This window comes from Filomicrobium sp. (assembly GCF_025698805.1).
GTDB classification, from domain to species: Bacteria; Pseudomonadota; Alphaproteobacteria; order Rhizobiales; family Hyphomicrobiaceae; genus Filomicrobium; species Filomicrobium insigne.
In genome coordinates, this window is sequence record NZ_JAILWT010000002.1 from 592,526 (window position 1) to 610,531 (window position 18,006).

Annotated in this window: 14 protein-coding genes and 1 other RNA gene; 8 read left to right on the plus strand and 7 right to left on the minus strand. The window is 57.3% G+C overall.

What is annotated here, in order from left to right; translation table 11 throughout:
* Positions 1 to 11 precede the first annotated feature (11 nt).
* The 3 genes from rnpB to K5845_RS06505 form a co-directional block, all read right to left on the minus strand.
* Positions 12 to 440: RNase P RNA component class A (rnpB, locus tag K5845_RS06495), an RNA gene on the minus strand.
* Between the two features lie 34 nt (positions 441 to 474).
* Positions 475 to 1,257: an N-acetylmuramoyl-L-alanine amidase gene (locus K5845_RS06500; RefSeq protein ID WP_244464965.1), complete on the minus strand. Its 783-nt coding sequence runs from the start codon at positions 1,255 to 1,257 to the stop codon at positions 475 to 477.
* Positions 1,250 to 1,957 (minus strand): TerB family tellurite resistance protein, encoded by a 708-nt coding sequence (locus K5845_RS06505; protein ID WP_046479545.1) that lies wholly within the window; start codon positions 1,955 to 1,957, stop codon positions 1,250 to 1,252. Before K5845_RS06505 ends, K5845_RS06500 begins: the two co-directional genes overlap by 8 nt.
* Positions 1,958 to 2,371: 414 nt before the next feature.
* On the opposite strand from K5845_RS06505, the gene K5845_RS06510 reads away from it, so the two are divergent.
* Both K5845_RS06510 and K5845_RS06515 read left to right on the plus strand, forming a co-directional pair.
* The gene (locus K5845_RS06510; protein ID WP_287958665.1) at positions 2,372 to 6,025 is read left to right on the plus strand and encodes a hydantoinase B/oxoprolinase family protein; all 3,654 of its coding nucleotides are present in this window, start codon (positions 2,372 to 2,374) and stop codon (positions 6,023 to 6,025) included.
* Between the two features lie 296 nt (positions 6,026 to 6,321).
* Positions 6,322 to 7,767 carry a TrkH family potassium uptake protein gene (locus K5845_RS06515; RefSeq protein WP_244464964.1) on the plus strand — a complete coding sequence of 482 codons (1,446 nt, stop codon included), beginning with the start codon at positions 6,322 to 6,324 and terminating at the stop codon, positions 7,765 to 7,767.
* Here the strand turns inward: K5845_RS06515 and K5845_RS06520 are convergent.
* The gene (locus tag K5845_RS06520; RefSeq protein ID WP_287958666.1) at positions 7,764 to 8,948 is read right to left on the minus strand and encodes an FAD-dependent monooxygenase; all 1,185 of its coding nucleotides are present in this window, start codon (positions 8,946 to 8,948) and stop codon (positions 7,764 to 7,766) included. The genes K5845_RS06515 and K5845_RS06520 overlap by 4 nt on opposite strands.
* 91 nt (positions 8,949 to 9,039) lie before the next feature.
* Positions 9,040 to 9,294 carry a zinc-finger domain-containing protein gene (locus K5845_RS06525; RefSeq protein ID WP_046479542.1) on the minus strand — a complete coding sequence of 85 codons (255 nt, stop codon included), beginning with the start codon at positions 9,292 to 9,294 and terminating at the stop codon, positions 9,040 to 9,042.
* A 139-nt stretch (positions 9,295 to 9,433) separates the two neighbouring features.
* Here K5845_RS06525 and K5845_RS06530 point away from each other — a divergent pair, with 139 nt between their 5' ends.
* From K5845_RS06530 to K5845_RS06545, 4 genes are all read left to right on the plus strand, one after another.
* Positions 9,434 to 10,186, plus strand: a complete 753-nt coding sequence (locus tag K5845_RS06530) for an alpha/beta fold hydrolase (RefSeq protein WP_287958667.1) — start codon at positions 9,434 to 9,436, stop codon at positions 10,184 to 10,186.
* Positions 10,187 to 10,669: 483 nt separating this feature from the next.
* A complete protein-coding gene (locus K5845_RS06535; RefSeq protein ID WP_287958668.1) occupies positions 10,670 to 11,338 on the plus strand; it encodes an extensin-like domain-containing protein in 669 nt (222 codons plus the stop codon).
* Positions 11,339 to 11,454: 116 nt separating this feature from the next.
* On the plus strand, positions 11,455 to 12,006 hold the full coding sequence (locus K5845_RS06540) for a TIGR00645 family protein (RefSeq protein WP_076605358.1): 552 nt from the start codon (positions 11,455 to 11,457) through the stop codon (positions 12,004 to 12,006).
* Positions 12,007 to 12,043: 37 nt separating this feature from the next.
* Complete coding sequence (locus tag K5845_RS06545; protein WP_090228028.1) at positions 12,044 to 12,586, plus strand: DUF1772 domain-containing protein; 543 nt, start codon at positions 12,044 to 12,046, stop codon at positions 12,584 to 12,586.
* Here the strand turns inward: K5845_RS06545 and sugE are convergent.
* Both sugE and K5845_RS06555 read right to left on the minus strand, forming a co-directional pair.
* The gene (sugE, locus tag K5845_RS06550) at positions 12,555 to 12,887 is read right to left on the minus strand and encodes a quaternary ammonium compound efflux SMR transporter SugE (RefSeq protein ID WP_046479538.1); all 333 of its coding nucleotides are present in this window, start codon (positions 12,885 to 12,887) and stop codon (positions 12,555 to 12,557) included. The two genes, K5845_RS06545 and sugE, sit on opposite strands and share 32 nt — an antisense overlap.
* A gap of 188 nt (positions 12,888 to 13,075) precedes the next feature.
* Entirely contained in the window at positions 13,076 to 15,472 is a 2,397-nt protein-coding gene (locus tag K5845_RS06555; RefSeq protein ID WP_287958669.1) for an arylsulfatase, read from the minus strand.
* A gap of 362 nt (positions 15,473 to 15,834) precedes the next feature.
* Between K5845_RS06555 and K5845_RS06560 the strand changes: the two genes are divergently transcribed.
* Both K5845_RS06560 and K5845_RS06565 read left to right on the plus strand, forming a co-directional pair.
* Positions 15,835 to 16,125, plus strand: coding sequence for a GlsB/YeaQ/YmgE family stress response membrane protein (locus tag K5845_RS06560; protein WP_046479537.1), 291 nt, complete (start codon positions 15,835 to 15,837; stop codon positions 16,123 to 16,125).
* Positions 16,126 to 16,715: 590 nt separating this feature from the next.
* Entirely contained in the window at positions 16,716 to 17,945 is a 1,230-nt protein-coding gene (locus K5845_RS06565) for a pyridoxal-phosphate-dependent aminotransferase family protein (protein ID WP_046479536.1), read from the plus strand.
* The last annotated feature ends 61 nt before the right edge of the window (positions 17,946 to 18,006 follow it).

Below are 18,006 nucleotides of genomic sequence, written 5' to 3' on the forward strand. Positions count from 1 at the left end.
GTGAAGATAATTCTGCCAGTCGGCCTGTAAGCCGGGTTCTGTCTGGAGGTCACCCTCCGCGACGACCATTCATCTGGGACGTCTGTCACCAGACGCCTCAAGCAGCCAACCCGGGCGACGAACCTGAAAACGGGCCTGAGATCGCACGTCGCTTGCGCGCCACACATCTCCGGTCGCCCCTATTTGGCCTTGCTCCCGGTGGGGTTTACCATGCCGCGACTGTTACCAGCCGCGCGGTGCGCTCTTACCGCACCCTTTCACCCTTACCGTACCTCGCAAAGCGAGCAGCGGCGGTTTGCTTTCTGTGGCACTTTCCCTGGGGTCACCCCCGGCGGCCGTTAGCCGCCACCGTGTTTCCATGGAGCCCGGACTTTCCTCCATTCCGACATTTTGACGGGCCACAAAGCCCATGCCGGAACAGCGGCCGTCCAGCCGACTGGCAGAAATCACATAAGGGACCGTGACGCGGCAACGTCAAGACACAATCGGCTCGCCGAGCGCTGCGATCAGGCGCTGTAAAGTAATAAATGTCGATACGTCGACCAGCCCATCGACACGTTCCTGTCGAAAATGACGTTGAAATGCAGCTACGACCGTTCGGGATTGCTTGTCGCTCTCGCCCGTAACCTCGATCCCATACCCGTAGCGTCTAAGAAGCGTCTGCGCCTGGGCAATACGATCCGCGTGCGCAGGGTTAGAGACGGCCTCCAAAACGGGCCCGACAGGCTCCGGATCGACCCAATGACCAATTCCAGCACGCGCCAATCGCGCCCAATCGAACTTTTCGCCGGGGTCAATCTTCCGTCCCGGCGCAATATCCGAGTGCGCCAACACCCGTTCCGGCGGAATGCCATTGCGCCCAATGATGTCGGCCGAAAGCGCCTCGACCGCACGCATCTGCGCTTCGGGAAACTCTGGATAGCCGCCGTCATGTCCGGGATTGTGGATCTCAATGCCGATCGACGCCGAATTAATATCGCAATCGCCCTGCCATGAGCCGACGCCTGCATGCCAGGCCCGTTGCGACTCCGCCACCATCTGCCAGACCGTCCCGTCGGTATCGATGACGTAGTGACAGGACACTTTGCTCTCAGGCCGCGAGAGCCAATCGATTGCCCGCGGACATGACGCGAGCCCCGTATAATGCATCAGCAGGATCGAGGCGCGCACCCCATGGCGGCGCGCCTCGAAGTTCGGTGAAGGATGGATACAGGTAACAAGCGGACTATCGCAATCCGCAAGGCGCAATTCACTCACACGCCGCCTCCAGCTCGCGTGCCTTTACGATCGAATCGTAGGCAGCATTGATGGCGGCCAACTTGCGGTCTGCAAGAACAAGAAATTCCTGAGGTACACCCTCGGAAGCGAGCTTGTCGGGATGCGTCTCGCGCACAAGCGCTCTGTAACGCGCCTTCAAATCCTCGTCGGAAACATCCGGCGCGACACCGAGCACGCTATAGGGCGACTGCTCATCACGTACAAACAGGCTCCGGATAGCCAGATACTCACGTTCGCTGAAGGAGAACTTCTCCGCCACAGTACGCAGGAACTGCTCCTCCGCCTTGTGCAGAACACCGTCGGCAGCAGCGATATTGAAAAGACATTCGAACACATCCCGAAGAAGTGCTCGGTCGTCGGCGAGCATATGCGCGATCCGTTCCGCATAGGCGTCATATCCAGCGACGTCGCGCGACGCCAGCTCAAACACCCGCATCACGTTGCGCCGCTCTTCCGGCGGCACATAAAAACAGCGCTCAAAGGCCTGCGACTCTACGCTGACCGCCACCCCATCCGCCTTTGCCATTTTCGCAGCAAGCCCGACGAGAGCGATCGTGAAGGCAACTTGCTTGCCGCCAGTGGCGGGCGTCAACCAGGAATCAACGCGGGCCCGCAGCCCTGCCCAAAGACCGCGTAGCCAGCCTGTCCGGCCACCACCAATCAACGTACTCCAGTTCATTGCCTGTTGATAACCCGTTTTCCCAATGCCCTCAAAGTGAACATGTTTCCCTCAGAACAAATGGATGTGAAGCTTTATGTCACAATTTCGCTCTTCGTGATTTGACCGTGATCGTCTTCAACAATCACCATGCCGGTTAGGAATTATTAAGGGTTCAGCGCAAGCTTGTCTTCCAAGCGTGCGTTGAGTGGAGGGTAATGATGAAGGGGCTTTTTCTGGCAGTAGCCTTTGCGGCGGTTGTAGCGATCTGGACTCTGAATGCTCGCGCCCAATTTCCAGCCTCAGATTTGAGCACCCCAAAAGGGGAGATCACTCAATTCACGACCATCAAGGCGCCCCCTCAACGTTGACTGTCATACCGTCACCAGCTAGCTGGTCTTCAGCAGATTGGCATGATGGGATGGCGGCTAGATAATGACGAACACTGCATCGAGCCGCACCTCCAGATGGCAGTTCTGGATTGATCGCGGCGGAACGTTCACAGATATCGTCGCATATGGCCCGGAAGGCCGGATCGAGACACGCAAAGTCCTCTCCGAAAACCCTGGCGCTTATTCAGACGCAGCACTTGAAGGCGTCCGCCAAATTCTCGGCTTGAGCTCGGAATCCGCGATTCCCTCCGATCGCATCCGCAGCGTCAAGATGGGAACAACGGTCGCGACAAACGCTCTGTTGGAGCGCAAAGGCGAACCGACAGTATTGGTCATCTCCGCCGGGCTCGAAGATCATCTCGAAATCGGGTATCAAGCCCGCCCCCAGATTTTCGCCAAATCCATCGTCAAGCCGTCGATGCTGTATGCGCGAGCCATCGGCGCGCACGAACGCATCCTCCCTAACGGGTCTGTACTAACCCCACTCAATGAAGAGCGCCTCAAACAAGACCTCACGCAGGCTCGCGAAGACGGTTTCACCTCCGTCGCCATCGCCTTCATGCACGCATATGCGCATCCAGACCACGAAACCCGAGCCGTAAAAATTGCCCGCGAATTAGGCTTCACCCAGATTTCAGCGAGTCACGAGGTTTCACCGCTCATCAAGTTCATCGCCCGTGGCGACACCACCGTGGCTGACGCTTATCTGAGCCCAATACTCCGCCGTTACGTAGATCGCGTGGCCGGCGCCTTGCTATCCGACAACGATGATGACGGCGCCACGTCAGAAGCCTCACGCTTGATGTTCATGGCTTCATCCGGCGGCCTCAAGGCTGCAGACCGCTTCCAGGGCCGTGACGCCATCTTGTCAGGACCCGCAGGCGGCATCGTCGGCATGGCGGAAACCGCACGACTGGCGGGTTTCGAACACGTCATTGGTTTCGACATGGGCGGAACCTCGACCGATGTGTCCCACTTTGCCGGCGAATACGAACGTACGTTCGAAACGGAAGTTGCCGGTGTGCGTATGCGCGCACCCATGTTGCTGATCCATACCGTCGCGGCAGGCGGCGGCTCGATACTGCATTTCGACGGCCAGCGCTTCCAGGTCGGCCCCGATAGCGCCGGCGCCGATCCCGGCCCCAAAAGCTATCGCCGCGGCGGCCCCCTCACGGTGACTGATGCCAACGTCATGCTGGGCAAGCTAATCCCGGACCTCTTTCCCGCGATCTTCGGACCTGGCCGTAACGAACGACTCGACCACAATGCCGTTAAAGCCGCCTTCACGGCGCTGGCAGACGAAGTAGGCGATGGCCGCTCTCCTGAACAGGTGGCCGACGGCTTCATCCGCATCGCCATCGAGAACATGGCGAATGCCGTCAAAAAGATCTCGGTCGAACGCGGCCACGACGTCAGCCGCTACGCGCTCAATTGCTTCGGCGCTGCCGGAGGCCAACATGCATGCCTCATCGCCGATAATCTCGGGATCGACACCGTCCTCGTTCATCCGCTGTCGGGTCTTTTATCCGCTTACGGCATCGGCCTAGCCAAGGTCCGCGCCAGTCGCGAGCAATCATTGGAAAAACTGCTCGAACCAGCCGCCATGCACGATGTCGAAAACATCGCTTGGCGTCTCGGCAATGACGTCACCGAAGAACTTCTCGATGAAGATGTCGAGCATGATGACATCGCTATTAGCACATTCGCTCATCTGAGATACGAAGGCTCCGACACCTCTTTCGCGGTGCCGCTCTCCGAACCTGGCATCATGCGCGACGACTTCGAAGCGGCCCACAAACAGCGTTTCGGATTTCTTTCCCCGGAAAAGCGCCTGTTCATCGCGGCTATTGAAGTGGAAGCCGTCGGCGGCGGCAACGATCCTGAAACCATAGAAGCAAATGCCGGAACAAACACTGGGACGGCATCGCCGGTGATCACACGCAAATCGCGCTTCTTTTCAAATGGCGCGTGGCACGATGCGAACGTCTTCACCCGCGCCGACCTCGCACCCGGCCACCACCTCATTGGCCCCGCAATCGTCATCGAACCGCACCAGACAGTCGTCATTGAACCCGGCTGGCGCCTCGATGTCACGGCAAGGTCGCATCTTGTACTTGCGCGCCAGGAAGCCCGCGGTCGTCAAGCAGCGGATGCGAACGTCGATCCGGTACTCCTTGAGGTGTTCAGCAACCTGTTCATGGCTGTGGCCGAGCAGATGGGAGAAGCTCTCCGCCTGACCGCGCAATCCGTGAACATCAAGGAACGTCTCGACTTTTCCTGCGCCATATTCTCACCCGAAGGCGCACTCGTCGCCAACGCACCGCACGTACCGGTGCACCTCGGCTCGATGGATGCCTCCGTCGAAACAGTCATCCGTCGGCAAGGAGCTAACATGCGTCCCGGTGACGTCTATATGTTGAACGCACCTTACGATGGCGGCACGCACCTGCCCGATATCACCGTCATCACGCCGGTGTTCGACGACGCGGGTTCCGAAATCTTGTTCTTTGTTGCAAGCCGGGGCCACCATGAGGACATCGGTGGCCTATCCCCCGGTTCCATGACCCCACGCGCCAAGACAATTGAGGAAGAAGGCGTGCTGATCGACTGCGTAAAGCTTGTTGACGATGGCCGCTTCCTCGAAGCCGAAGTCATGGCGCTCCTGACGGAAGCCAAGTATCCAGCCCGCCGGCCCGACAAAAATATCGCCGATCTGAAAGCACAAATTGCCGCCAACGCCCGTGGGGCCGCCGAGATCGGAAAACTGCTCGCCCTCTACGGTCGCGAAGTTGTCCAGGCCTATATGGGTCACGTGCAGGACAATGCGGAGGAAAGCATCCGCCGCCTGATTTCACGACTAAGCGACGGGCACCACCGGGTCGAAACAGATTCTGGTTCTGTCGTAGAGGTGACAATTAAAATCAATCGCGAAGCGCGCGAAGCCACAATCGACTTCACCGGCACATCTCCCGCACGCGATGATAATTTTAATGCCCCCGAACCCGTGACACGGGCTGCTGTTCTCTATGCCTTCCGCGTTATGGTCGATGAGCCCATACCTCTGAATGCAGGCTGCTTACGGCCGTTGAAAATTGTCGTACCGGAAGGCTCCATGTTGAAGCCGCGCTATCCGGCCGCCGTCGTTGCAGGCAACGTAGAGACCAGTCAGGTCGTAACCAATTGCCTGTTCGCGGCCTTACGCGGTTTGGGATCTTCGCAAGGCACAATGAACAACCTAACCTTCGGTGACGAAAATCGTCAGTACTACGAAACCATCTGTTCTGGCGCCCCAGCAGGACCTGATTTCGATGGAGCCGCCGCTGTCCAGGTCCACATGACCAATACACGGTTGACCGATCCGGAAATTCTGGAACTACGCTATCCAGTCGTTCTTGAAGAGTTTTCAATCCGGCGCGGATCTGGAGGTGTTGGACGCCATCGCGCCGGCGATGGCACTCGCCGTGTGATCCGTTTTCTAGAATCAATGCACAGCGCAATCTTGTCGGGCTACCGTCGCGTGCACCCGTTCGGTCTTGAAGGAGGTGAACCCGGCCAGATCGGCGCAAATAGCGTGCGACGAGTCGACGGAAACATCGAACATCTTAAGGGATGTGACGAAGCGGCTCTGAACCCCGGTGACGCCATCATCATTGAAACGCCAACAGGCGGTGGCTTCGGCCCGGCGAGCAGCGCTTGACATCCTGACTTGCATGTCCTCTTCAACCCAAGCGCGGCAATAGATTGTTAACCTTCCTCTTGACGGGCGCTTTACCAATATCCGAGACACTGCACGGGGCGCGCCGGATGCAAGTTAAACCGTCGCCAATGGGCAACTTCCCCTCATCAGATATGGCTTTAGGGGGCAAACGCTTTGCCGGAGATCGAGCAGCGGATAGAAAACATGCTTGATATCAGCGGCGTAAACCACGCTATTGACGTTCAGCAAACGGACCTCGCAGGTTCTGGGCCGTTGCGCCGATATGGGGTCCTGATTTGATCCAATTTCGTCCGATTCTTTTCGCACTGGGCCTGATCCTGTGCACCATTGCCGCCGCGATGGTGCTCCCGGCCGTCGTGGACGTGGCCGATGGCCACGAGGATTGGCGCGTCTTTTTCACCTCAGCCGTAGCGACGTTCTTCATCGGAGGTCTCCTGATCCTCGTCGCTTACGAGGACCAGCCCGCCCCTCTTGGCATCAAGGAAGGCTTCCTTCTGACGACGCTATGCTGGGTAACGGTGGCTGCTTTCGCCGCTGCACCTTTTGCCGGGCTCGGACTCGGATTCGCCGATGCATATTTCGAAGCGATGTCCGGACTGACAACCACGGGTTCAACAGTCCTGACCCAGCTCGACCAGCTTCCACGGGGTATCCTTCTCTGGCGAGCCATTCTCCAGGGACTTGGCGGCATCGGTATCATTCTGACCGCGATCATCATGCTGCCGTTCCTGCGGGTCGGCGGCATGCAGTTGTTCCAGATGGAGAGCTCAGATAAATCCGAAAAAGTTCTCCCGCGTGCCATCGAGCTGACATTGGCGATCGCCGGCGTTTACGTCGGGCTCATCGTCGCGTGCATCGCGGTCTACATGGCACTCGGCATGACGCCATTCGATGCCATCTGTCATGGCCTTTCGACAGTCTCGACCGCGGGCTTCTCAACCCACGATGAGAGTTTCGGATTTTTCCGCTCGCCAGCGCTCGAGTGGGCTTGTGTCCTCTTCATGATTCTCGGCGCGCTGCCGTTCGTCGTTTACGTCAAAGCGATGCGCAATCACCCTGAAGCGCTGTGGCGCGACACGCAGGTTCGCGGCTTCCTGATGTTTCTCATTGGGCTGTGGCTGATCATGACATTCTGGCTGATCACGGCACGCGGCCTTGAGCCGACAACTGCGCTACGCATGTCGGCGTTCAACCTCACCTCCATCATGACTACCACGGGCTACGCCAGCTCCGACTACATGCAGTGGGGCCCCTTCGCCGTTGGCTTGTTCTTCCTCGTAACCTTTATCGGCGGCTGCGCTGGCTCTTCGGCAGGCGGCATTAAGATTTATCGGCTTCAGGTCACCGCGCTTTTGACACGAAGCCACTTCGTCCACCTCATGAGTCCCAACCGGGTCGTCACTCTCGTCTACAATGGCAAACGATTGCCAGCCGACGTGCCCTTCTCCGTCGTCGCGTTTTTGACAATCTACATGTCGACCGTCGGCATCTTCACCGTCGTCCTGTCGGCTATGGGCCTCGACTTCGTGACCGCCATGTCGTCGTCCGCCCAGGCTATTGGTAACGTCGGCCCCGGTCTCGGCGATATCGTAGGTCCAGCAGGCAACTTCTCAAGCCTGCCTGCCGCAGCAAAATGGGTCTTATCCTTCGCGATGCTGCTCGGCCGGCTCGAACTGTTCACCGTGCTCGTTCTATTCCGGATTGAATTTTGGCGGGGCTAGCCCTCATCGGGGTGCCAGCCGTAAAGCCAATCATATTGAGACAAAAGCATACCGGGAGGCGCAGCCTTCAGCGTAAGGTTACGCGCCGTCGCCAAGGCCCCTTGCAAATGATAGATGCGGCCGTTCTTCCGTGAGGCCCCCTGCACCCGAAGGACACGCTGTCGGCGAGCGAACTGATAGGCCGAAAACGCCGCGCTAACGTCCTCATGTGCCGCCACGCACTGAGCGAGCACGAAACCATCCTCGAGCGCCATCACACCACCCTGCGCCAAAAATGGCAGAACCGGATGCGCTGCATCACCAAGCAACGCCACACGCCCATTCACGAACGCGGGAGGTTCGGGCAAATCATAAAGTCCCCACTTCCGCCAATCTGAGACAGCAGAGACAAGATCCTGAAGAACAGGCGCAAAACTTCGCACACCCTCCCGCACCCACATCGGCAACACGTCCGCGCTCCAACCCGGTGCGGAGGACTCATCGTGCCGAACGACAACGAGTGCGAGTTCGCTTCCACCGCGCACGGGATAATGAACGACATGAGCCTTGTCCGAGAGCCAAAGCCCAACGTCGCTACTGGAAATCCCTGAGGGTACGTCCTCGATCCGCAGGACCGCGCGCGCCGCGCTACGATTTGAGAACACCAGCCTTCGTTCACCGAAAAATTGCGATCTCAAACCGGACCACAGGCCGTCCGCTGAAACTAGCCCCGCACCCTCTAGCCGGCTCCCATCTGCTGTTTCGGCACACACCGTGTCCGCACCCTGGGAGAGACCCGTTACCTCCGCGCCGGAGCTCAACGTGATCAATGGGCAATCACGTGCCGCATCGAGTAACGCAGCATGAAGATCGCCACGATGAAAGACCCAGTAGGGCGCTCCGTAGCGCCGTACGATGTGATCACCCAGTGGTATCCGGCAAAGCACCCCACCGCTACGTCCATCATGGACACGAACAGCGTGTGGAATTCCAGCCTTGGATCGCAGCGCTTCACGAAGCCCGAGAAGAGCGAGCACATGCCCACCGTTAGGACCAATCTGAATGCCGGCGCCTTCGGTTGAAAATACCGTTCGCTTTTCGAAGACATGCGAAGCGAAACCACGCCGAGCCAGGGCTAAAGCCGTTGCCAACCCACCAATACCGCCACCGGCGATGAGTAAGACACTATCAAATTTGCTCATCGGGGCTGCACAACATCACGAGCGGCGGTTTCCAACGCACCGCGCAGCTCTTGATCCATCACCGCTCCCTACCGCGACGTCACTCGAATGCTCAGGCCGCGCGACCGGCGGCCTCGTGCACAATAGCACCAGCCGGAACGCTCTCTTCAGGCCCGAGTTGTGCATCATAAACGTAAAGCGTCGAGCAGTAGGGACAGATGATCTCGTTGTCTGTGCCCATATCGAGATAGACGTGAGGATGATCGTACGGGTCCCGCGCACCCATGCAGTTAAATTCCTTTACGCCGATGGAGATTCTCTCAACACCCTCATCGTTAGCGAAATGTGGAATGATATTGCCAGCCATGTCTCTCGCTGCTCTCGAAATTTTTGCGTCCAATACACGATAGCCGCCAGGCGATCGCGATGGTAGGGGAACACATGCGCCGCTACGTCGCCGGGAACCATAACATCCCATCGTTCTCAACCAAAAAGGCCCGAGATTTATGCAGACCTTCCAGTCCGATGGTGTCGAAATCGCCTATCTCGACGAAGGGCACGGACCACCAATACTGCTCGTACACGGTTTTGCATCCAATGTCGCCATGAACTGGGCCGCAACGAATTGGCTCACGACCCTCACAAAGGCCGGAAGGCGCGTTATCGCCATCGACAATCGTGGCCACGGACAGAGCGAAAAGCTCTACGACACAGCACAATACGGGGCTCCCCTGATGGCGGAGGATTGCCGCCGTCTGCTCGACCATCTCCAGATCGAACGCGCTGATGTTATGGGATATTCGATGGGCGCACGCATATGTGCGTTCCTGGCCCTGGCGCATCCAACGCGGGTCCACGCCGCCATCTTCGCCGGATTGGGCTTCAACATGGTCCGCGGGATGGCCGGAACCGGGCCGATCGCCCATGCGCTCGAAGCTGACAGCATTGACGACGTTGCAAACCCGACGGCACGAACCTTCCGTGCATTCGCCGAGCAGACGAAAAGCGACCTGAAGGCGCTCGCCGCCTGCATTCGCTCAAGTCGCGCGCCCATAACACGAGAGGATATCGCACGGATTTCGTGTCCCGTCCTCGTGGCCGTCGGCAGTGACGATGTAATCGGTGGTTCCGCAGTTGAATTAGCTAAGCTGATCCCAGGGGCCGAAGCTTACGAAATTGCAGGGCGCGACCATATGAAGGCCGTCGGGGACGCGGGTTACAAAAAAGCTGTCTTGGAATTTCTTTCGCGCAACGACTGACAAACCGGGGCGGCAACACCCTCGACAGACTGGCTCCTGCACAAACGAACGCAGTAAAGGCCCCAGCCAAGCCACCATGGGGATCCGTCAAAGACAAACGCGGGGAATGTCGACAGATCATCCGGTAGCAAAACAGCCGGAGCCTTTACACCATTCGCTCACACATTACGCGATACCTGCAACGCAATACGAGTGTGTTAGCCATCCAGTGGAACCCTGCGAACGCCGCACCCTAATCGCAAGCCTGGACAAGAGAAAAAATAGCACAAGCGGTCCCCAGAGTCCTGAGCTGCGAACACCACGCCACATTCGGCTGTGGATAAGCGGCGCTCTCGCGTTGCCAAACAATATATTTGATGAATGCGGCATACTGATTCATGCCGCCGTAAGGCCGAAGTAAAGCCGGATTTTTAGGTCATTTCATCGTTTGGGGAAGGTGGGCGTTCACCGGATATTTAGCAGATTTCAGTAAACTCCCCACCGATGTCAGTCCGTATACAAAGCGTAAACATATCAGTCTGCCTTCTCGTTGCGTTTCTCGCAGCCAGCTGTGGCACATCCACGAACTTCGTCGCCAAATACGAACCTTGGCGCGCGGAGAGCGAAAGAGCGTGTCTGGCTGCCGGCGTCGTGCGCGAAAGTCCCTTTATTCGGACACGCTCAGCATTGGGCGGACCGAGTGTCTGCGGAGCGGAGCGTCCCTTTGAGATGTCGGCTGCCGATAACGGGCGCGTCGCAATGAGACCCGCTGCCCTCTTGCGATGCCCGATGATCAACCCAGTCGACGATTGGGTCCGCCGATCGGTTATTCCGGCCGCGCGTCACTATTTCAACGCCGACCTAGTGAGCATAAAAGTCGCCGCCTCTTACGGCTGTCGCCCCATGAACCACGTTTCAGGTGCCAAGCTTTCAGAACACGGCCACGCCAACGCTTTGGATGTATCGGGCTTCGAGCTTTCCAATGGCCGTACCATCAGCGTCACGCGTGGCTGGGGAGGGAGACCTGACGAAAGAGATTTCCTTCGCGTTGTACATCAAGGCGCCTGCCAGCGTTTCACAACAGTGCTCGGGCCCAACTACGACAGCAATCACCACGATCATTTCCACATGGACCTCGCCCGTCGCGGCGGCACGCGAAAAGTCTGCCGCTAGCAGAATGAACGGCGCCAGAAATATAACGCAGTGCGAGCGCGCCGCGCTGCCGCACCCTGCTTGTTTGGAAAAAAGCAGCAAGCTATTAGGGCGGGCTGTTGTTTCCGGAGAAGCGCATGAGCGACCCCACCCCTGAGACGCCTCGCAAAACGGGCGACCTCATAGAGGCATTTATCGAGAACTCACTGCTAGCGAGCCGATGGATCCTTGTCGTATTCTATCTCGGCCTAGCCATTTCTCTTGGTGTCTACGCGATCTCCTTCATCGCAAAGTCCGCGAAAGTCGCGACGAAAATATTTGTACTCAACGACAACGAAATCATCCTTGCGATGCTGGGATTGATCGACGCCTGCCTCGTTGCAAGCCTCATGGTGATGGTGATGCTGTCCGGCTATGAGAACTTTGTCAGCCGCCTCGATAAAGCGAGCAACAACGAACTCGGATGGCTTGGCAAGATCGATACCGGCAGCTTGAAGGTCAAAATCGCGTCCGCGATCGTTGCGATCTCATCCATTCATCTGCTGCAGGTGTTTCTCAACGCGCCTCAGTATGAGGACAGCAAAATTATGTGGTCGACGCTCATCCACTTGGCCTTCGTCGCCAGTGCCATTGCTCTAGCAATCGTCGATCGCATCGCCCTCACCGCAAAACCCGCGAAGAAAAACTGATCGTGGAACGCAGACATCCACAGGACGTTCTTCGCCCATGCACGTTCATGGGATACGGCGCCGTTCGATAAGCTGTGACGTCGCGCTTTTCTTCGCTCTGCTTGCAACAGCCATCGCACTCGGGGCGGCACTCGCTCATGCGTTGGAATTACCCAACAAAATCGGCCTATCGGTCAGCGAGTACTTCACGGTCCAGCAAACCTATCGCGGCTGGAACCAGCTCGCTTACGTGCTGTTTCTCCAACTTATCGCGATAATGTCGGTCATCATCTTGGCGCGACACGCTCCCTATGTGCGCGGCTTCGCTATTCTCGCTCTGTTATGTCTGATTGCCGCCCAGGCCCTATTTTGGATCTATACTTACCCGGCCAACGTAGCGACCGTGAACTGGACGAGCATTCCGCCGAACTGGGAGACATTGCGCCGGCAATGGGAATACTCCCACCTAGCCGGTGCAGCTTTGCAGCTTCTGGCAATGAGCGCCTTGATCATAGCGGCCCTCGCGCGCGGACGCGACCGGCAGGCTGAAAGCACGCATCACGTAACCATCAACTACGCGAAAACGTCTTCAGACCAATGACGCCGATCACAATCAAAGCAAGGCAAGCCAGTCTGATCGGATCGCGAGACTCACCGAAAAGAAACATTCCGAGGATTGCTGCGCCAAGAGCGCCAATACCCACCCACACGGCGTAAGCCGTACCGATAGGAAGATGCCGCGCGGCGATCGACAGCAGGTACATACTGATCACCATCGCCGATATCGTCAGAAGCGAAGGAACGAGTCGGCTAAAGCCCTCGGTGTACTTCAACCCGATCGCCCAACCGATCTCGATAACGCCGGCAATGATAAGGATAATCCACGCCGTTTGCTGAGCCATGACTGACCTCTACTGTCAGCCAGGTCGTCCCGGCTAAAGCGCCCAGAAAAACGCGAGGTCGTCCTCGCGGGCACACCAAGCTAGATAACCACCTTATTCGCAGGGTCAAGACAAACGAGCCCACACCGACATAATGCCGCCGGTGTGGACCAACTCTCCCAGTTGAAGAGTGCGTTTCGAACCCAAACCTATTTTATTGCGCGTTCCAAAACACTCTCCGGCTGACGCTCTACAGTGACGCCTTTGATCATCCCAGTGAATGCAAACGGTGACTGGTACTCGTCGCTGTCTACGGGGGATACGGTATCCATCCCAACGTCAAAACCTTCAACCCCATAGGCAAAGGGAACGGTACGCTCCACCCGCCCTTCTCCAACGTGCTGACCATTCATCCGAAGCGTGACGTCCGCCGGTTTGCCTGCGCCAGCTTCAGTCGGCACAACGTCCACCTCGATTGTTGCCGCGCCAGCCGGAAGGGCTTCCGATGCCTGAACGGAATATTTCTCAACATCGAAAAAGTTGTATGTGAAGACCGGCTTTCCATCGGCCACATAAAGTGACCAGCCCGAAGTGATACCGCCGATAGCGGCAATTACTCCCTCGGCATCCGAGTCATTCGCCTCCACATTCGCTGTAATCTTGAATGGAACACCATGCGTATTTAGGAACGCGGCTTCATTTATCCCGGTCACACCCGCTCCGTATTCAACCGAATTAAGATGAGCCAACGGATTAGGTCGCAACGTCACATCGAACCGTTCCGACATTCTGTCATCGAGGGGCAGAACATTATATTTGCGGGCCTCTTCCATGAACGCGGACTTCAAGGCTTCGACCTTATCTGGGAACTGCTGCGCCAAGTCATTCGCCTGTGTAAAGTCATCATTCAAATTGTAGAGTTCCCATTTGTCGGAATCGAAGTTTCCCTGAGCTCCTGCCGTTTCCCATGGCAGGCGCCCGTGTCGTGTGGTCGCCATCCAACCGTCCTTATAGATTCCTCGGTTCCCAAGCATTTCAAAATACTGCACCGTACGGTGAGATGGTGCGGCCTCGTCATCGAAGGCGTATTTCATGCTGACACCTTCAATGGGTTTCTGCTCAACGCCATTGACGATGGTGGGCTCCGGAATACCCGCGGCTTCAAGAATTGTCGGAGCAATATCGATGACGTGATGAAATTGCGTGCGTAACCCATCCTTGCTTTTCATGCCCTTAGGCCAGTGAACAATCAGTCCGTTGCGGGTCCCCCCAAAATGAGAAGCTACCTGCTTCGTCCATTTAAAAGGGGCATCCGCAGCCCAGGCCCAACCGACGGGAACATGCGGTTCCGTTTCCGGCCCGCCAATTTCGTCGAATTTTTCCTTCAAGCCCTCAAGCCCAAGTTGAATGCCGTTTATGCTCGCAATTTCGTTGGCCGTTCCTTCTAATCCGCCTTCAGCAGAAGCTCCGTTGTCCCCGACAATGAAGAAGATGAGCGTGTTATCGAGTTCACCCGCAGCCCGGACTGTATCAATCAGGCGTCCGACCTGAACATCGGTGTGCTCCAGAAATCCGGAGTAATTTTCCATCAAACGCTCATAGATGCGTTTGGCATCTGCAGATTGATCGTCCCACGCTGGAATTTCATCAGGACGTGGTGTCAACTTTGCGTTTTCCGGAATGACGCCGAGCTGCTTTTGCCGTGCGAAGGTTTCTTCGCGGTACTTATCCCATCCCGCATCGAACTTGCCGCGGTACTTCTCCCGATACTCTTTGGGCACGTGGTGCGGCGCATGAATCGCCCCCGTCGAATAATAGAGAAACCACGGCTTTTGAGGGTTTGTTGCATTGATCCGGTTAAGCCAACCGATGGCCTGATCGGTCATATCCTCAGTGAAATGGTATCCCTGATCGGGCTGCTTCGGTTGCGCGACGGGTGACGTATTTTGATAAAGAACAGGATAAAACTGGCTCGTCTCGCCATTCATGAAGCCGTAGAAATTCTCAAATCCCCATGTTCGTCCCGTGGGCCAACGGTCGAAAGGCCCGGCCGGCGAAATTTCGTTTGCAGGCGTATTATGCCATTTTCCAAAGGCGGCAGTCGCGTACCCGTTGAGCCGCAAAATCTCCGGCAATCCGGCAGCAGAAGGTGGAACAATGCCGGTATAGCCGGGGTACCCTGTCCCCATCTCGATAATAACGCCCGTTCCAACGCTGTGATGATTGCGCCCCGTTAAAAGCGCCGCGCGTGTAGGGGAGCAAAGGGCCGTGGTATGAAATTGGTTAAACACGATGCCGTCGCGTGCGAGGCGATCCATCGTCGCGGTCTTCACCGCACCTCCGAGCGTTCCGGCATGACCGAAACCCACGTCGTCGAGCAAAATTACAAGGACGTTCGGAGCCCCCTCCGGCGCACGCATTTGGCGCGGAAAATCAGGCGTCGAGTCCTTGTACGTCTCACCGATCTTGCCTTTGAAAGGCGCTTCAGGTCGAGGCAATACCGTGTCGGTATCAGCACCCGACGTCTGGGCAGAAGCAGGAAAAAAGAGAGCCGATAAGGCGAGGGTCGCAGCACCAGCCAGGAGAGCCGAATACTTTTCACGCATGGGAAAACTCCGCTCGAAGCGGTAGCGCCCATCCCCTTCCCTGCTGCCCGAACGCCGTTCGAGTTCAAGGGTTCCGCAAAAATCACGCGCCTGACGAAACAAATTATATACGCAATGGGCTGCCGTTACGACGCCGACTTAAAAAGCCATAGCAATAGCGTGCGAACACCCTCACACCCACCACGTAAAACTGGTGGACATCCTCTGAACGACAATCTGAATACGAAAGTGTCCGACAAGCCTGCCGAAGATTTAAGAAAATTAGATCGGCTAACTAATTTCGAATACGGAGAATTGACCGCGTCAAAATCGCGAGCGAAATTACTTTACGTCCAGCTCAATCAGCTTATCGGAAAACAACCATGTCCATTTCCATCGACCAAATCATCGTCTGGGTGATCATCGGGATCATCGGCGGAAGCCTTGCAGGCCTGATTGTGCGTTGGGACAAGAAGGGATTCGGCCTAGCCTCAAATATCGCCCTGGGCCTCGTGGGCGCACTGGTCGGAGGAATGCTGTTCCGCCTCTTTGGCATCTGGCCAGACCTCGACAGAATCTCGATCTCACTGCGCGACATACTCGCGGCTGTCCTAGGCTCTCTCCTAGTGCTCTTGGCGAAATGGCTCTACGATCGCTACAAATCCACCCCGTGACATAGAGCAAATAGAGCAAAAGGACATTTCACGGCCTCTGTCCCTTGACCACATTTAGCCATAAGCCGCCCCAGATTAGATGTAGATGATAGACATGGCACATCTTACCGGCGCTTGGCTCTCGACGCACTGACAGGCCACGCCACAGTAGCCCGACGGTCGGGTTACCCAGACTTGGCGCGGCCCCTACGAGAGCGGGAATCAAGCGACCCGCGCCCCTGCCTACATCAGCGTAATCGGCCGAAACCCCGACAATCGCACGCATACGATCAGCAACTGGAACAGCAGGTTGTATGGGGCGCGAAAACGCGTCTGCGGGCATCGCTATCGGCCAAAATGTCACGATCTACTGGGATAACTGAGGGTTAATTCCCTGGGTACCGCGCCATTCGGACCAAGCAGCTGTCAATGGGTCGCGCGTTATTCCCGAGAATTGCACTTGTGCAACTCATCTCATTAGGCTTTCGTAGTATGAGCGGCCCGATGGCCATCCGCATTTCAAGGCTCTTCTGGGTTGCGCAGCTGAAGAGATCGGATGATCGCGGACAGCCTCAGACCTACTGTCGAACGAAATGCAACCAGAGGTTATTATGACGATATACCCATCCCTCGAGATTCCGGCAACACTCGCCGCCGGGCCGGGCCCGGGCAATACCGATCCACGCGTGCTCGAACGCTTCGCCAAGACGGGCATTGCCGACCACATGCAAAAAGACGTTGTGCGCGGCATGATCGAAGCCAAAGAGATGTTGCGCGACCTCTGGGGAACCAAGAACGTCTACACGTATGGCGTCGCCGGCACCGGCTTCTCCGGTCTCGATTGCGTGCTCTCGATGATCCTGCCAGGCGACAAGGTCGTCGCGTTCCCGAACGGTACGTTCTCCGGCATCGACAGCCTGACCATTCGCATGAAGGCTGCGACTGCCGAAGAATTGGCCGCCGACCCGCTCAATCCAAAGCCGGCGAGCGTCAGCATCATTGAAACGCCACATGGCCAGTCGGTGACGGGCGCAACCGTCGATGCGGCATTGGCTGAGCATAAGCCGATGTGGGCCTTCATGGCGCACTGGGAAACAGGCTCCGGCCGCATCAACGACCTCAAAGGTTTCTCAGATGCCTGCCTTAAGCATGGCGTAATGGGCATCGTTGACGCCGTCTCCAGCCTCGGCGTCGCCGACTTCAACATCGATGACTATCCTGGCGTTGTCGCTTGGGCGTCGTGTCCGCAAAAGGGTGTTCTGTCCCTGCCGCTCACCTACGCGCCAGTGAGCTTCACCGACAAGGCCATCGATATGGTCAAGAAGCGCGGCTGCCGCACTTACGTGCACCACCCAATCCTCGACGCGCGTCACTGGGGCATCGTCGATGGTAAGGACGTGCCGAATGCCGTCTATCACCAGACGCATTCGTGCTACGCGATCGCCGCGTTCCATGAAGCGCTGCGCATTATCCTCGGCTACGGACGTCGTCGGAAGGCTTCCGACTACGCCTACCACGAGAAAGCGCTGCGCCAGGCCGTTGAGAGTATGGGCTGCGAAGTAACCTCCGACATGACGAGCCTCGTCGTTCTGAACCTCCCAGACAAGCTGCGGGGCAAAGAAAAGGACCTCGTCGCGAATGCACGCGCCAAAGGCTTCGGCATCTGGCCAACTCTGTCTGAGCCTGTCCAGGTACGCATTGGCATCCTGAACCAGCTTTCAGCAGAGCAAATCGCGGAAATCGTCAACCGCTTCGCTGACGAAATGCTCGAAATGGGCGCAAATTTCGACAAGCAGAACGTTTTGAACGGTCTCAAGTCCTACTACGCACAAGCCGCTTAAGCGCTGAAGGGCCGGGCGTTGACGCGCCCGGCCTGCCACTCAAAACCCGCAGACGACCACT